Source organism: Pseudomonas emilianonis, assembly GCF_023072625.1.
Classification (GTDB): domain Bacteria; phylum Pseudomonadota; class Gammaproteobacteria; order Pseudomonadales; family Pseudomonadaceae; genus Aquipseudomonas; species Aquipseudomonas paraveronii.
The window spans coordinates 1-14,679 of sequence record NZ_JAKNRV010000109.1 but is presented as its reverse complement, the minus strand read 5'-3'; the positions used below and the strand labels follow the sequence as shown (position 1 = coordinate 14,679).

Genomic DNA, 14,679 nt, shown 5'->3' with positions numbered 1-14,679 from the left:
ATCTGCTGGTTGCCATCCCGGGAATCCTGCAGGCGCTGGTTGGCCGCGAGGCCCGGCTTGACCAGGTCGCGATAGGTTTGCAGTGCCGTACTGGCTGGGGCCCCGCGCCACAGTTCGCGGTAGCTGACGCGACTGCCAGGCTGGACCACGCCGGTGGCGTCGAGGTCGGCCAGGTTGATCATCACCCTTGGCGTGAGGCTGTAGAAATTGCCAGCGCGGTCCGGCTCATAGGTCAGCACGCGCGTCAGGCGCAGGGGCTTCATGCCCACGTCGATGCTGTCACCCACTTTCAAGTCGAGTGCCGTGAGCAGCCGCGCCTCCACCCAGGCTTCGCCGGGTTTCGGGCCGCCGCCTGGGGTTTCGTCACCGAACGGCGCGGCTGCGCTTTTCAGTTCGCCGCGCAGCGGGTACTGCTCGTTGACCGCCTTGATGCTGGACAGCTGGATGCCGTTATCGGTGGCGATAACGCTGGAGAACTCGACGACGCGCGCGTGATCCAGGCCCAGTTCGGTCCCGGACCTGATTTGCTCGGGGCGTGCGGGTGAGCTGCCCTCGAGCACCAGGTCGGCGCCAAGAAACTCGGTGGCGCGCAACAGCATGGCGCCATTCAGGCGCGCGCCGAAGTAGCCGATGGCGGTGCTGGAGGCGACGGCCACCAGCAGGGCGAAGAACAACACGCGCAATTCGCCGGCGCGGGCATCGCGCAGCAATTGGCGCATGGCAAGGCTGAACAGGCGCAGCAGCGGCAAACGTGCCATCAAGGCTCCAGGGGCGCGACCATCAGGCCGGCTTCAAGGCGGATCAGGCGTCGGCAACGGTGGGCCAGGCGCTCATCGTGAGTGACCAGGACCAGTGTCGTGCCGCTTTCTTTATTCAGTTCAAACAGCAGGTCGCTGATGCGCTCGCCGGTATGGCTGTCGAGGTTGCCGGTGGGTTCATCGGCAAACAGCACGTCAGGTTCGGCGGCAAATGCGCGGGCGATCGCCACCCGTTGTTGCTCACCCCCGGAGAGTTGGCGTGGCGAGTGGGTCAGGCGTTGGCCCAGGCCGACCCGTTCGAGCAGGTGCCTGGCACGCTCGCGGGCGTCTTTGCGGCCGTCCAGCTCCAGCGGCAGCATGACGTTTTCCAGCGCGTTGAGGCTGTCGAGCAGTTGGAATGACTGGAAGACGAAGCCCACGTGTTCGGCGCGGATGCGTGCGCGCTGGTCTTCGTCGAGGGTGCTCAGGGCTTGCCCTGCGAGGGTGACTTCGCCACTGCTGGGCAGGTCGAGGCCGGCCAACAGGCCGAGGAGGGTGGATTTACCGGAACCGGAGGCACCGACGATAGCCAGGCTATCGCCCTTGTTCAGTTCCAGGCTCAGTTCGTGCAGGATAGTCAGTTCACCTTCCGCGCTGGGAACCACTTTGCTAAGGTTCCGCGCGGTGAGAATGCTTGCGCCCATGGAGAATCCGATGCGAATGTGGTTTTTGAGTGCTGGCCTGGCCTTGATGTGCATGGCCCAGAACGCAGCGGCGGGTACGGTCCTGATCGTTGGCGATAGTATCAGTGCCGGTTTCGGACTGGATACCAGCAAAGGGTGGGTAGCCTTGCTGGGACAACGGCTCAAGCACGAAGGTTTCGACGATGAAGTGGTCAACGCGTCCATCAGTGGCGACACCAGTGCCGGAGGCCTCGCGCGACTGCCGGCGGCGCTTGCAGAGCATAAGCCAGGCCTGGTGATTATCGAGCTGGGCGGCAATGACGGCCTGCGCGGACAGCCGCCGGCGCAATTGAAACAAAATCTTGCATCGATGATCGAGCAGTCCCAGGCGGCAGGCGCAAAGGTGCTGCTGCTGGGCATGCAGTTGCCGCCTAACTACGGTCCGAAATACACCACGGCGTTTGCCGGGGTCTACGCGGCGCTGGCCAAGGAGAAGAGCGTGCCGCTGGTGCCGTTTTTCCTCGAAGGCGTGGGCGGTCATCCCGAGCTGATGCAGGCCGATCAACTGCATCCGGCGGTCGGCGCCCAGGGCAAGTTGCTGGAAAATGTCTGGCCGACGCTAAAACCGCTGTTATGACGCTTTTCTACCGGCAGGCTTTCGGCTAAGGTGGCGCCCCCCCGATTTGGAGCCCTCGATGTCGCGTCCTGCCTGGTCCCTGTTTAATTACCAACTGATCGAGCCGGACGAACAGCTGGATCTGTTCGCCTGCCAGGAAGTCCGGGTGCATCTGGTCACGCGTCAATTGGAGCTGGGCGGCACGATCGATCGCACGCTCTGTGGCACGTTGTTGCCGGCTCAGCCACGCTGGTCGGCGGTGGACCGCTCGATCTTCCAGGACCAGCGCCTGTGCCCGCTGTGCCGTGCCATTCTGGAGTCGCAAAAGCGTGGCACGCCGCCGATCTGGCCGGAACTGCGCTTCGAGTTGTAAGGGGGGGCTACGAGCTTGCAGCTAGAAGCCCGCTTCACGTATACAATCGTTTTTTACCTACACGTTGTTCTGCGAAGGATTTTCCGGATGTTGTCGCGCCTTTCCGTCGTCACCTGCTGCCTGTCTCTTGCCGCCCTGTGCGCGGCGGGTTCCGCAGCAGCCTTGCAATTGCCCTTGCCGCCACCGGGTGAAGACATCGTTGGCCAGGTCCAGGTGATCAAGGCCAAGTACGAAGACACCTTTGCTGACCTGGGCACCACCTACGACCTGGGCTACTCGGAGATGGTCGCCGCCAACCCGGGCGTCGATGCCTGGTTGCCGGGCGCTGGCACCGAGATCGTTTTGCCGACGCGGTTTATCCTGCCGCCGGGCCCCCGCGAAGGCATCGTGATCAACCTTGCCGAGTACCGGCTCTACTATTTCCCCAAGGGCCAGAACGTGGTCTACACCTTTCCGCTGGGGATTGGTCGTGAGGGCTGGGGCTCGCCGGTCGCCCATACCAGCATTATCGCGAAAACGCCGAACCCGACCTGGACCCCGCCAGCCTCGATCAAGGCTGAGCATGCCGCTGAGGGCGACCCGTTGCCTAATGTCTTCCCCGCCGGCCCGGATAACCCTTTGGGACCGTTCAAGTTCACGTTGGGCACGCCGGGTTACCTGATCCACGGTTCCAACAAGAAGTTCGGCATCGGCACGCGTACCAGCCACGGCTGCTTCCGCATGTTCAACAATAACGTGCTGGAAATGGCCAGTATGGTGCCGGTGGGGACGTCGGTGCGCATCATCAACGATGCCTACAAGTTCGGTAACAGTGGTGGCAAGGTTTACCTGGAAGCGCACACGCCTCTGAACGATGACGGCACCCCCTCGGTGGTCGACAAGCACACCGCAGTGATCAACGCCCTGCTCAAGCGTGAAGACCTGGCCAATCATCTGCGGGTGAATTGGGATCAGGTGCGTGACGTAGTGGCTGCCGAAGATGGCCTGCCGACTGAAATCGGTGTGCCGGGCGCGGCGCCGATGGTGTCGAGTACGCCGATCGACCTGCTGCAGTAAGTCTGCGTGATCCAAAGCCCGCCTCGGCCTTGCGCCGCGGCGGGTTTTTTTATTGCCCGCTCCCTCAGGACTCGCGAAATTCAGGCAATAAAAAAGCCGATCCAAAAATGGATCGGCTTGATAACAATCCCGAAGGATTATTACTTCTTGCTAGCTTTTTCAAGCATGCGCAGAGCGCGCTCGTTAGCTTCGTCAGCAGTCTGTTGTGCTTTTTGAGCAGCAGCCAGAGCTTCATCAGCTTTACGGTAGGCTTCGTCTGCACGAGCCTGGGAGCGAGCTGCTGCGTCTTCAGTTGCAGTCAGACGAGCTTCGGTTTCTTTGGAGACGCTGCTGCAACCGGTAGCCAGAACTGCGGCCAGGGCGATAGCAGAGAATTTCAGAACGTTGTTCATCGTGTTCCCCTTCAAGGAATTTCAATTAGATAGCTATTATCTCAGAGTGAGCTAATAGCCGGCGTACATACTACTCATTACTTGTAGTAAGTAAACTGACCTAGCGCAAGAAGCAAAAAAAAATTCTGTGCCGAATCTATTTTAGCTAATCTTTTGGAGGATTGTATAAAAAGTGTTCGGTTTTTTGCAGTCTGCTGAAGATTGGACCCTGCCTGAAAGGGCCGGCCCGCATGTGTCAAGCCTTGTAAATAGATGAAAATCTATATATCTGGGCTAACACTTTTGTACAGGTTGACTTTGCCAAACCCTGCATCTTTTGCGCATGTAGAGGTGACTTTAACAGCGCCAGTTCGTCTCAAGCTTCAACTGCCGGCAATGTTCAGGCTTTCGGTCAGCGATTGATCGAGGCCCTTTCTATATCCGCCAGCGCCCCGGGAGGACGAGTGCGTCTTGAGCAATTTCAGGATTGCTGCCTACTATTCTCTACGTGCTGGTTGTGAGCGCTCAAGGTTTTCTCGTTGTCGAAACCGGCACGGGGTGGCGTAGATGTTCCTTCGCCGGAAAAACATCGGTAAGGTAGGGGTCAGAATCCAAGACCCGCGAGGAGTAGTGATGAGCGAGGCGTTGTCCATCCACCATGACCAGGCTGGTCATCAGTTCGAGACCAATGTGGACGGTCATCGTGCCTACCTGACGTATATGGACCTCGGGAAACAGACCTTGGACATCTATCGGACTTTCGTGCCCAACGCACTGCGAGGCCGTGGTATTGCGGCCGCATTGACCGAGGAAGCCTTGAAGTTTGCCGAAGAGTCCGGCTACACGGTGATCCCGTCATGCTCTTACGTCGAACGCTACATGGAGCGCCACCAGCGCCATGCCGCCAAGCTGTAAGGCGTGAACAGCAGCATGAAAAACGCCGGGCTTAGCCCGGCGTTTTTGTGTGCCCAGATCAGACTCAGGTTCGTTTGCGTAGGGGCAATACGTCCTTGAGCTTGGCGTGCATGCTGCGCAGGGTGGTCTCGGTGGTCGACCAGTCGATGCAGGCATCGGTGATGGACACGCCGTACTGCAAATCGGCCAGGTTTTTTGGAATCGCCTGGCAGCCCCAGTTCAGGTGGCTCTCGACCATCAGGCCGATGATCGACTGGTTGCCTTCAAGGATCTGGTTGGCGACGTTTTCCATCACCAGCGGCTGCAGAGCCGGGTCCTTGTTGGAGTTGGCGTGGCTGCAGTCGACCATGATGTTCGGCTTGATCTTGGCCTTGTTCAGCGCCTGTTCGCACAGCGCAACGCTGACGGAGTCATAGTTGGGCTTGCCGTTGCCGCCGCGCAATACCACGTGACCGTAGGCATTGCCCTTGGTGGTGACGATGGAAACGCCGCCTTCCTGGTTGATACCCAGGAAGCGATGAGGGCTGGAGACTGATTGCAGCGCGTTGATCGCCACGGTCAGGCCGCCGTCGGTGCCGTTCTTGAAGCCCACGGCCGAGGACAAGCCCGACGCCATTTCGCGGTGGGTCTGGGATTCGGTGGTGCGCGCGCCGATGGCCGACCAACTGATCAGGTCCTGCAGGTACTGCGGGGAGATCGGATCAAGGGCTTCGGTGGCGGTGGGCAAGCCCATTTCGGCCAGGTCCAGCAGCAACTTGCGACCGATGTGCAAGCCGTCCTGGATCTTGAACGAGTCGTCCAGGTACGGATCGTTGATCAGACCTTTCCAGCCCACGGTGGTGCGCGGCTTCTCGAAATAGACGCGCATGACCAGGTACAAGGTGTCGGACACTTCTTCGGCCAGCGCCTTGAGGCGCTCGGCGTATTCGTGGGCAGCCTTGAGGTCGTGGATCGAGCACGGCCCGATTACCACGAAGAGGCGGTGGTCGGTGCCGTCGAGAATGTCACGAATGACTTCGCGACCCTTGGTGACGGTCTGCAGTGCAGCGTCGCTCAGGGGGATTTCGCGCTTGAGCTGATCAGGCGTGATCAGGGTCTCGTTGGATTCGACGTTCAGGTCGTTGATCGGTAAATCAGCCATCGTGTTACTCGTCAGGGTCACGGGTGCCGGCCGCCAGCCATTCCCGTGCGGCGGAGCACAGCATGATTTGAATGCAGGGGGGAGGAACCTTAGCGCGTAATACCGGCCCGCGACAATGGGCAAGGCCCGCTTTAATCCAGCGCCGGCGCCACAAACGCCTCATGGGAGAACTCACCGGCGTGCCGCGCTACCCACTCGCGGGCCATGCTTTCGAACTGCTCGGGCGTCGACTCGGCGTCTTCGTGCTGGCGGCAGTAACGTTCTATCCGGCATGCTTGCTCACCCATGCGTGCGCCGAACAACGCATGTTCATCGGTGAACGAGATGCCGACACGATAGCCGTTTTCCACCTTGCGGCACCATGCCACATAGCCCGGATAGCGGGCCCCGGCGCCCAGGGATGGGATATGCAGATCAACCGCCGTACCCTTGCGCCAGGCACGCGGGCAATTGCAGGCGATGCCACCCAGGCCGATAGTGTGCAGGCGTTGGCGGGGAATGGGAGGGGAGGGACGTTGGATCAATAGGGCAGCGACATCATCAGGATGAGGTAAAAAACGACCCATGTACACGGACTCCGAGCACCGTCCAGTCGACGGCGGTGGCAGCAGTATAGTGAAGGAACAGGCATTGACCGACCTGGATATTGACCAGCAATTGCTGGGATTGCCAGGCATTTCGCTCGTGGTGTTCACCAGCGTGGGCTGTTCCAGTTGCCGTTGGGCGCATCAGCAACTACCGGGCTGGCATTTGCCGGTGGATCGGCTGTGCTGGGTGGATGCCGGGCACAACGGTGGTGCGGTGGAACGTTACCAGGTCTTTCATTTGCCGGCGTTGTTCGTGGTGTGCGAGGGTCAATTCCTTGGACAAATACAGACACGCCTTACGCCTTCCGACCTTACCAACGCTATTCATCAAGCGCTTACCCGTACTCCAGAGGATTTGCCATGACCGCATTGTCACCACGCATTGGCATTATCGGCACCGGCGCCATCGGTGGTTTCTACGGCCTGATGCTGGCGCGAGCCGGCTTCGATGTGCATTTCCTGCTGCGCAGCGAATACGCAGCGGTCAGTGAGCGCGGCCTGCGTCTCAACAGCAGCGTGTATGGCACCTTGCACCTGAACCCCGTGCAGGCCTACGCCCGCGCCGCCGACATGCCGCCGTGCGACTGGCTGCTGGTGGGGACCAAGTCCACGGGCAATGTCGACCTGGCCCCGACCATCGCCCAGGTGGCGGCGCCCGACGCCAAGGTGGTGTTGCTGCAAAATGGCCTCGACGTCGAAGACAGCCTGCGTGAACACCTGCCGGCGTCCCTGCATCTGCTCGGCGGGCTGTGCTATATCGGCGTACACCGTTCTGCCCCCGGCGTCGTCGAGCATCAGGCGTTGGGCCGGGTCAACCTGGGTTATCACAGCGGCACCGCCGCCAACGACGAAGCGCGCCAGAAGGCGATTGTCGAAGCGGGCGCCGCGTTGTTTCATCAGGCCGGCATCGAGTCCCAGGCGATGGCCAACGTACACCAGGCGCGCTGGCACAAGCTGGTGTGGAACGTGCCTTACAACGGTCTCTCCGTACTGTTGGGCTGCGGCACCACAGCGATGATGGCGGATGAGTCCAGCCGCGAACTGATCCAGGCGCTGATGGCCGAAGTGGTGAAGGGCGCCCACGCCTGTGGCCACGACATTGCGGCCAGCTATGCCGAGCAGATGTTTACCATGACCGAAACCATGGACGACTACCTGCCCAGCATGTACCACGACCATATCCATAAACGCCCGCTGGAACTGGCGGCGATCTACGCCCGCCCACTGGCCGCCGCCAAGGCCGCCGGCTGCGAGTTGCCGCGAATGCAGGCGTTGTATCAGGCCTTGAGTTTTATTGATCGGCATAACCGCTGATTTGGGGGGAACCACCATGGCAAAGGGATTGGGCGACAAGCTGGTACTGGCGATTTCATCGCGGGCGCTGTTTGATTTGAGTGACAGCCATAAGGTCTACCTGGCCCAGGGCGTGGAGGCCTACCGCAAATACCAGATCGAGCATGAAGAAGAAACGCTCGAGCCGGGCGATGCCTTCCCGCTGGTCAAGAAACTACTGAGCCTCAACGCCAGCCTGGGCCGGGCCCGGGTCGAGGTGGTGCTGGTGTCGCGCAACAGTGCTGACACGGGCCTGCGCGTGTTCAATTCGATCCAGCATTACGGCCTGGACATTTCCCGCGCCGCTTTCGTAGGAGGGCGTAGTCCATATCCTTATTTGGCGGCGTTTGGATGCCATCTGTTCCTTTCGACCCATGCTGAAGATGTGCGCAGTGCGCTCGATGCTGGGTTTGCTGCCGCGACGATTCTGTCAGGCGGCGCGCGCAGGGCATCGAGCGAGGAACTGCGGATCGCATTTGATGGCGATGCGGTGTTGTTTTCCGACGAGTCGGAGCGCGTTTATCAACTGGGTGGGCTGGAAGCGTTCCAGGCCAGCGAGCGCGAATCGGCACGCCAGCCGTTGCATGGCGGCCCCTTCAAGGGCTTCCTCGCGGCGCTTAACTTGTTGCAGCGTGAGTTCCCGGACGAGGCGTGCCCGATTCGCACCGCGCTGGTCACGGCGCGGTCGGCGCCGTCCCACGAGCGGGTGATTCGCACCTTGCGCGAGTGGGATATCCGCCTGGACGAGTCGTTGTTCCTCGGTGGCCTGGAAAAATCCGCGTTCCTGGAGGCGTTTGCCGCCGATGTTTTTTTCGATGACCAGGCCGGCCATTGCGAGAAAGCCCGGGAGGTGGTGGCCACCGGGCATGTGCCCCATGGCATCAGTAATGAGGTGAAGATTCAGACGTCGAGCTAAGTCAGTCGGATTCCCCGAGGCGCTGCTAAGCTCATTCAATCTCCGCCATCCTGGCTGTCCAGGAGGTTTTATGATCCGGTCGATGCTGTATGCCACGGACCTCGGTCTGTATGCGCCTTATGTGATGCAGCATGCGCTGGCGCTGGCGCGAACGTTCAAGGCTGAGCTGTCGGTGGTTCATGCGGTCGAACCCATGGGCCTGTTCGCCGAATCGGTGTTGCAGAGCTACCTTGATGAAAAGGCCCTGAACGAATGGCAGAGCCAGGGCCTGAGTACGGTGATGGCGACGATCGAGCAGCGGGTGCTCGACAGTTTTCGCGAGGAGCTGGGGGACGGCGCGCAAGACTTGCAACTGATCCACTCGGTGCGGGTGATCCAGGGTGACCCGTGCGAGGTGATTCTCGACCAACTGCGTAAACTTTCCGTGGATCTGTTGATCGTAGGCAGTCACAGCCACGCAACTGCCGCGGCCACCCCCCTCGGGCGCACCGCTGCACGGGTGTTGCAGCTGTCTCCGGTGCCGGTTTACCTGGTGCCGTCGTTACAACGTCAACGCAGTGATGACGTGTGAAGGGAAAGGATAGATAAAAAGTTCTAGATTTATCCGTCTAACCTTTAATATAGTTATATACCGTCGCTGATACCCGTGGCGTCTATCTGCTTTGAGGGACACATATGAAGCTTCAACAACTGCGCTACATCTGGGAAGTGGCGCACCACGATCTCAACGTTTCCGCTACCGCTCAAAGCCTCTACACCTCGCAACCGGGTATCAGCAAGCAGATCCGCCTGCTCGAAGACGAGCTGGGTGTCGAAGTGTTCGCCCGCAGCGGCAAGCACCTGACCCGCGTCACCCCGGCCGGTGAACGCATCATCACCACCGCCGGCGAGATCCTGCGCAAAGTCGAGAGCATCAAGCAGATCGCCCAGGAATTCTCCAACGAGAAGAAGGGCACCCTGTCGATCGCCACCACCCATACCCAGGCCCGTTATGCATTGCCGCCGGTGATCCGCGATTTCATCAAGCAATACCCGGATGTGGCCCTGCACATGCACCAGGGTTCGCCGATGCAGATCGCTGAAATGGCCGCCGACGGCACCGTCGACTTCGCAATTGCGACTGAGGCCCTGGAGTTGTTCGGCGACCTGGTGATGATGCCTTGCTATCGCTGGAACCGTTGTGTGGTGGTGCCGCAAGGTCACCCACTGGCCAAGCTGCCGAAGCTGACCCTGGAAGCCTTGGCGGAATACCCGATCGTGACTTATGTGTTCGGTTTTACCGGCCGCTCCAAGCTCGACGAAGCCTTCAGCCATCGTGGTCTCACGCCGAAAGTGGTGTTCACCGCAGCCGACGCCGACGTGATCAAGACTTACGTTCGCCTGGGCCTGGGCGTGGGGATCGTCGCCAAGATGGCGGTCGACACCCAGCTCGATAAAGACTTGGTCGTGCTCGACGCCAGCGAGTTGTTCGAGTCCAGTGTGACCAAGATCGGTTTCCGTCGCGGCACGTTCCTGCGTGGTTTCATGTGCGACTTCATCGAGAAATTCGCCCCGCACCTGACGCGCGAAGTCATGGCCAAGGCGATTCAGTGCCACAACAAGCAGGAACTGGAAGAGTTGTTCGACGGCGTAGAACTGCCCGTCCACTGAGTGGTTTATTTGGCCTCGGTAACCGTAAAGTGTTGCCGGGCGCCCGCCACTAGAATCTCCACCTCATCACCGTCGAACTTGCCCAGCAGGCTGTTGCCCAGGGGCGAGCGCGGGGTGATGACGGTGACCGGTTGCCCCACCACCTCCACTTTCAAGCCCGCAGCATCCGGCGCTAGGAACAACCATTGCTGGCGACCGTTTTCGTCTTCCAGGCCCAATAGCGCGCCGACTTCTATCCCCCGCTGGTCATCGTATGCACGCAACTGCAGGTTCTGGCACAGCGTCAGCGACTGCTTGATCTCTTCGACCCGCTTGGCCTGCCCGGCCGCGAGGTATGACGCTTCCAGCCCGAGGGTGTCGTATTTGTTTTCCGCGATGTTTTCTTCGTCGGTCGCGGTTTCGTAGGCGGTCTGCGCGGCGCGCTGGGCGATGTCGAGGTCGACGCTGAGTTTTTCCAGGATCAACTGGAGGACGGCGTGTTTATTCATGGTTGGGTTTGATCATTCGCAAAATTGCAGGACATTCGCCCGGCTCTTTTCATTGGGCGCGTTCTGGTCCTGTTGCAGCCAGAACTGGCATTTGGGGTTGGACAGGTTGCGCGCGTTGTTGCGGGCCTGATCCAGGGTTTGCTGTTGTTCCTGCTTGCGCAGGTTCTCTTGATACTGCTCGAACATGCGGTTCGGCGGTTCCGGTGCAACCGGCGCGGGTTTGCCGAGTTGTTGAACGGCCTGGGCGACGGGCGCCAGGCTTTGCGGGAACAGATAGCGAGACGCCAGCCAGGAGGTCAGCGCAATGGCGATAAACCCCAGCCACACGCCCAGGGCGATGGCGAGACAGAGTTTGAACAGCGACAGCGGGCGGTCAGACATGGCGGTCTCCTGGCGAGCATTTGCGGCGTGGCGGCGATTGTCGCACAGCCACCGTGCAGAATAATCGCGATCAAGCCTTCTGCATCGGGGCATTTATGCGGACAATCGAGCCTTTGAGCGTTGGAGCCCGGAATGAAAGCCCGCTGGGATATTTTTTGCAGCGTCGTCGACAACTACGGCGACATTGGCGTGACTTGGCGCCTGGCCCGGCAATTGGTAGTGGAGCACGCTTGTGACGTGCGTTTGTGGGTCGATGACCTGCGGGCCTTCGAGCGCATGTGCCCGCAGATTAATGTGCAACGGGAGCAGCAATGGCAAGAGGGCGTCGACGTGCGCCATTGGCCGGCGCAGTGGTTGGCCACGCCATCGGCGGATGTGGTGATCGCCGCGTTTGCCTGCCAGTTGCCGCCTGAGTATATGGAGGCGATGGCCGCGTGCGAGCGTGCGCCGTTGTGGATGAACCTGGACTACCTGAGTGCCGAAGACTGGGTGGTGGGGTGCCATCGCCTGCCGTCGGTGAAGTTCAAGGGCGTGCAGAAGTACTTCTTTTTCCCCGGCTTTCGGTCGGGCACCGGTGGCCTGTTGCGTGAGGCGGGGTTGCTGCAACAGCGCCAGGCGTTTCAACAGGATGCGCGCGCGCAGCAACAATTCCTGCAAAGCCTGGGCGTATTTCCCGCGAACGGTGCGCGGTTGATGTCGCTGTTTGCCTACGAAAATGCCGCGCTTGCCGGTTGGCTGGACGTGTTGGCGACGGACGGGCGTGCCACTCATCTGCTGGTGCCGGAAGGGCGCATCCTCGGCGACATGCAGCGCTGGCTCGGCGTGGATCGGCTGGCGGCGGGCGATATACACCGGCGCGACGGCCTCACCGTGCAGGTGCTGCCGTTCGTGCGCCAGGAGCAATATGACCGCCTGCTGTGGTGTTGCGAGTTCAACGCCGTGCGCGGCGAAGACTCCTTCGTTCGCGCTCAATGGGCCGGGCGCCCGTTGCTGTGGCACATCTATCGTCAGGACGAAGACATCCACCTGGACAAGCTCGACGCCTTTCTGGAGCTCTATACCGCAGCCCTCTCGCCGGCGGCAAAAGCCGCAGTGGTCGCTCTTTGGCAGGCCTGGAACACTGAGGGCGATATGGCCCAGCCGTGGAAAATGCTGCTGGCGCACTGGCCGGAAGTGGCTGCGCACGCCGAAACATGGTGTCTGGAACAAGGCTTGCAGGCCGATCTTGCGACGGCGCTGGTACAGTTTTATGAAAGTTGGATATGATACGCGACCTTGATTTTTGTAAACCCCATCCAAATTTCGGATATCTGCAATGAAAACTGGTAAAGAACTGAAACCCGGTATGGTAATCCGTATCGACAACGACCCTTGGTTGGTTCAGAAAGCTGAGTTCACCAAGTCGGGCCGTAACAGCGCGATCATGAAGACCAAGCTGAAAAACCTGCTGACTGGTTACAAGACCGAAACCGTTTACAGCGCCGATGACAAGCTGGACGACGTGATCCTCGACCGTAAGGAAGCGACCCTGTCCTTCATCAGCGGCGACGCTTACACGTTCATGGACACCACCGACTACACCATGTACGAGCTGAACGCTGAAGATATCGAAGCCGTTCTGCCGTTCGTTGAAGAAGGTATGGACGACGTCTGCGAAGCTATTTTCTTCGAAGACCGCCTGGTTTCCGTAGAGCTGCCGACCACTATCGTGCGTAAGGTTGCCTACACCGAAGGTTCCGCTCGCGGCGACACTTCGGGCAAAGTCATGAAGCCTGCCAAGCTGGCTAACGGTACCGAACTGCAAGTGGCCGATTTCATCGAAATCGACGACATGATCGAGATCGACACCCGTGAAGGTGGTTCGTACAAAGGTCGCGCCAAGAAGTAATTCTGGCCCCTCCGATACGAAAAAAAGCCCGACCTTGAGTCGGGCTTTTTCGTGGGCGTTTAGTTGTCACTTCAGTCGTGGCTTCAGCATCATCAGCAGTACGGGTCAGACGGTGACGTGCAGGCGCACATCGACGTTGCCACGGGTGGCGTTGGAGTACGGGCAGACTTGGTGGGCCGCGTCGACCAGGCTTTGCGCATCATCCTGGGCCAGGCCCGGCAGGCTGATATGCAGGTCGATATCCAGACCGAAGCCGCCGGGGATTTGACCGATGCCGACATGGGCAGTGATCGATGCGTCATCCGGGATTTTGCGCTTGGTTTGGCTGGCGACGAATTTCAGTGCGCCGATAAAGCAGGCCGAGTAGCCGGCGGCGAACAGTTGTTCCGGGTTAGTGGCCTGACCGCCAGCGCCGCCGAGTTCCTTGGGGGTGGAGAGTTTGACGTCGAGGATGTTGTCGTTGGAAACGGCACGACCATCACGGCCGCCGGTGGCGGTGGCTACTGCGGTATAGAGCGTTTGCATGGTATTGCCCTCTTGGCTGATTGCGCTAAATATTTGCGCGCTAAGTAGTTGGTGAAATGAATGTATAGCGCTAATGTTTTGTGCGCAAGATAAATTTTGAAGTTTTTCCGAGAGGACGCCTCAAAATCAACTGTGGGGCGGGCTTGCTCCTACAGGTTTAGTGCTTTGGGGGTCTTTAGACGGCGTCTTGCAGATTGCTCCGCAACGCAATCAAATCAGCTTGCAGCTTGCGCAGTTGCTCCAGCTCCAGGCCACTGGCGCCGAGGATGCAGTGAGGAATGCCCTTGGCCTTGTCTTGCAAGGCACGGCCAGCGTCGGTCAGTTCCACCACCACCACGCGTTCATCTTCGCGGCTGCGCGTGCGGCTGAGCAGGCCTTCGGCTTCCAGGCGCTTGAGCAGGGGGGTCAGGGAGCCCGGGTCGGTCAGCAGGCGGCTGCTGATTTCGCCGACGGTCAAGCCATCCTCTTCCCACAGCACCATCATGGCCAGGTACTGCGGATAGGTCAGGCCGAGGGCTTGCAGCAGCGGCTTGTAGACCTTGGTCATCAGCAATGAGGTGGAGTGCAGGGCGAAGCACAGCTGGTTATCCAGCAACAGGGATTGGCAAGGATCGGGATTTTTGCTCATGGCGCGGCCTCAAAAAAACGTGTCTGGCTGGAATCTAGCGGGCAAGTCTTTAATGCGCCAGATAATTCTGTGCGAGTGGTCAGACCAAGCCGCTTTGCAGCGCCAGGTCCCAGGGCGGCACCGGGCTGAAGCGCGATTTCAGGTATTCGAGCAACAAGCGGCTGCGTGCGTTCGGCTGTTGTTCCAGGCGCAGTGCGTAGATGCCGGTGGTTTCCGGACTGGGCAGGCCGTTTTCGCAAAACAGCGGCAAGAGTTCGCCGCGGACCAGGTATTCACTGGCCAGCCAGGTGGGCAGGTGCGCGATGCTGTGCGCCCTGGGTAACTCGCTGCTGTCGGGCTTCGCTGCATTGTTGGGGTTGCGGCTGGTCTGGGGCTTGTGTTTTGCGGCGTTG

General features: G+C 60.1%; 20 protein-coding genes and 1 pseudogene. 11 read left to right on the top strand and 10 right to left on the bottom strand.

Features of this window, described 5'->3' with window-relative positions:
• Together L9Z73_RS13505 and L9Z73_RS13500 are read right to left on the bottom strand one after the other, a co-directional pair.
• Nucleotides 1–749: ABC transporter permease (locus tag L9Z73_RS13505; RefSeq protein ID WP_430624288.1), on the bottom strand; the 749-nt coding region annotated here is incomplete at its 3' end.
• A gap of 8 nt (nucleotides 750–757) precedes the next feature.
• The gene (locus L9Z73_RS13500) at nucleotides 758–1,441 is read right to left on the bottom strand and encodes an ABC transporter ATP-binding protein (RefSeq protein ID WP_010176179.1); all 684 of its coding nucleotides are present in this window, start codon (nucleotides 1,439–1,441) and stop codon (nucleotides 758–760) included.
• A gap of 10 nt (nucleotides 1,442–1,451) precedes the next feature.
• On the opposite strand from L9Z73_RS13500, the gene L9Z73_RS13495 reads away from it, so the two are divergent.
• From L9Z73_RS13495 to L9Z73_RS13485, 3 genes are all read left to right on the top strand, one after another.
• A complete protein-coding gene (locus L9Z73_RS13495; RefSeq protein ID WP_247401700.1) occupies nucleotides 1,452–2,057 on the top strand; it encodes an arylesterase in 606 nt (201 codons plus the stop codon).
• 58 nt (nucleotides 2,058–2,115) lie between these two features.
• Nucleotides 2,116–2,409 carry a hypothetical protein gene (locus L9Z73_RS13490; protein WP_247401699.1) on the top strand — a complete coding sequence of 98 codons (294 nt, stop codon included), beginning with the start codon at nucleotides 2,116–2,118 and terminating at the stop codon, nucleotides 2,407–2,409.
• Nucleotides 2,410–2,496: 87 nt separating this feature from the next.
• Nucleotides 2,497–3,465, top strand: coding sequence for a L,D-transpeptidase family protein (locus L9Z73_RS13485; protein ID WP_247401698.1), 969 nt, complete (start codon nucleotides 2,497–2,499; stop codon nucleotides 3,463–3,465).
• A 140-nt stretch (nucleotides 3,466–3,605) separates the two neighbouring features.
• Here L9Z73_RS13485 and L9Z73_RS13480 read toward each other — a convergent pair whose 3' ends face one another.
• The gene (locus L9Z73_RS13480; protein WP_247401697.1) at nucleotides 3,606–3,857 is read right to left on the bottom strand and encodes an Lpp/OprI family alanine-zipper lipoprotein; all 252 of its coding nucleotides are present in this window, start codon (nucleotides 3,855–3,857) and stop codon (nucleotides 3,606–3,608) included.
• A 612-nt stretch (nucleotides 3,858–4,469) separates the two neighbouring features.
• Between L9Z73_RS13480 and L9Z73_RS13475 the strand changes: the two genes are divergently transcribed.
• Nucleotides 4,470–4,751 carry a GNAT family N-acetyltransferase gene (locus tag L9Z73_RS13475; protein WP_003233387.1) on the top strand — a complete coding sequence of 94 codons (282 nt, stop codon included), beginning with the start codon at nucleotides 4,470–4,472 and terminating at the stop codon, nucleotides 4,749–4,751.
• 64 nt (nucleotides 4,752–4,815) lie between these two features.
• Here L9Z73_RS13475 and L9Z73_RS13470 read toward each other — a convergent pair whose 3' ends face one another.
• Entirely contained in the window at nucleotides 4,816–5,892 is a 1,077-nt protein-coding gene (locus L9Z73_RS13470; RefSeq protein WP_247401696.1) for a 3-deoxy-7-phosphoheptulonate synthase, read from the bottom strand.
• Nucleotides 5,893–6,023: 131 nt separating this feature from the next.
• Nucleotides 6,024–6,458 (bottom strand): PilZ domain-containing protein, encoded by a 435-nt coding sequence (locus L9Z73_RS13465; protein ID WP_247401694.1) that lies wholly within the window; start codon nucleotides 6,456–6,458, stop codon nucleotides 6,024–6,026.
• Here L9Z73_RS13465 and L9Z73_RS13460 point away from each other — a divergent pair.
• The 5 genes from L9Z73_RS13460 to cysB all read left to right on the top strand — a co-directional run bounded on the left by L9Z73_RS13460 (nucleotide 6,457) and on the right by cysB (nucleotide 10,377).
• Nucleotides 6,457–6,843 carry a thioredoxin gene (locus tag L9Z73_RS13460; RefSeq protein ID WP_247401692.1) on the top strand — a complete coding sequence of 129 codons (387 nt, stop codon included), beginning with the start codon at nucleotides 6,457–6,459 and terminating at the stop codon, nucleotides 6,841–6,843. The two genes, L9Z73_RS13465 and L9Z73_RS13460, sit on opposite strands and share 2 nt — an antisense overlap.
• Nucleotides 6,840–7,793 (top strand): putative 2-dehydropantoate 2-reductase, encoded by a 954-nt coding sequence (locus tag L9Z73_RS13455; RefSeq protein WP_247401691.1) that lies wholly within the window; start codon nucleotides 6,840–6,842, stop codon nucleotides 7,791–7,793. The genes L9Z73_RS13460 and L9Z73_RS13455 overlap by 4 nt, the downstream gene beginning before the upstream one ends.
• Before the next feature lie 16 nt (nucleotides 7,794–7,809).
• On the top strand, nucleotides 7,810–8,727 hold the full coding sequence (locus tag L9Z73_RS13450; protein WP_247401690.1) for a 5'-nucleotidase: 918 nt from the start codon (nucleotides 7,810–7,812) through the stop codon (nucleotides 8,725–8,727).
• Between the two features lie 70 nt (nucleotides 8,728–8,797).
• Nucleotides 8,798–9,298, top strand: a complete 501-nt coding sequence (locus L9Z73_RS13445) for a universal stress protein (protein WP_247401689.1) — start codon at nucleotides 8,798–8,800, stop codon at nucleotides 9,296–9,298.
• A gap of 104 nt (nucleotides 9,299–9,402) precedes the next feature.
• Nucleotides 9,403–10,377, top strand: a complete 975-nt coding sequence (cysB, locus tag L9Z73_RS13440) for an HTH-type transcriptional regulator CysB (protein WP_017849520.1) — start codon at nucleotides 9,403–9,405, stop codon at nucleotides 10,375–10,377.
• A 5-nt stretch (nucleotides 10,378–10,382) separates the two neighbouring features.
• Here cysB and L9Z73_RS13435 read toward each other — a convergent pair whose 3' ends face one another.
• Nucleotides 10,383–10,865 carry a GreA/GreB family elongation factor gene (locus L9Z73_RS13435; RefSeq protein ID WP_247401688.1) on the bottom strand — a complete coding sequence of 161 codons (483 nt, stop codon included), beginning with the start codon at nucleotides 10,863–10,865 and terminating at the stop codon, nucleotides 10,383–10,385.
• Nucleotides 10,866–10,877: 12 nt separating this feature from the next.
• Nucleotides 10,878–11,246, bottom strand: coding sequence for a hypothetical protein (locus L9Z73_RS13430; protein WP_247401687.1), 369 nt, complete (start codon nucleotides 11,244–11,246; stop codon nucleotides 10,878–10,880).
• 132 nt (nucleotides 11,247–11,378) lie between these two features.
• On the opposite strand from L9Z73_RS13430, the gene earP reads away from it, so the two are divergent.
• Both earP and L9Z73_RS13420 read left to right on the top strand, forming a co-directional pair.
• Nucleotides 11,379–12,512 (top strand): elongation factor P maturation arginine rhamnosyltransferase EarP, encoded by a 1,134-nt coding sequence (gene earP / locus L9Z73_RS13425; protein ID WP_247401686.1) that lies wholly within the window; start codon nucleotides 11,379–11,381, stop codon nucleotides 12,510–12,512.
• 49 nt (nucleotides 12,513–12,561) lie between these two features.
• Entirely contained in the window at nucleotides 12,562–13,134 is a 573-nt protein-coding gene (locus tag L9Z73_RS13420) for an elongation factor P (RefSeq protein ID WP_247401685.1), read from the top strand.
• A gap of 105 nt (nucleotides 13,135–13,239) precedes the next feature.
• Here the strand turns inward: L9Z73_RS13420 and L9Z73_RS13415 are convergent, their stop codons facing one another.
• The 3 genes and pseudogenes from L9Z73_RS13415 to L9Z73_RS13405 all read right to left on the bottom strand — a co-directional run.
• Entirely contained in the window at nucleotides 13,240–13,659 is a 420-nt protein-coding gene (locus tag L9Z73_RS13415) for an organic hydroperoxide resistance protein (protein WP_010211852.1), read from the bottom strand.
• Nucleotides 13,660–13,834: 175 nt separating this feature from the next.
• Complete coding sequence (locus tag L9Z73_RS13410) at nucleotides 13,835–14,287, bottom strand: MarR family winged helix-turn-helix transcriptional regulator (RefSeq protein WP_247401684.1); 453 nt, start codon at nucleotides 14,285–14,287, stop codon at nucleotides 13,835–13,837.
• A gap of 79 nt (nucleotides 14,288–14,366) precedes the next feature.
• Nucleotides 14,367–14,679: pseudogene (locus tag L9Z73_RS13405) on the bottom strand (LysR family transcriptional regulator); the annotation flags it as partial.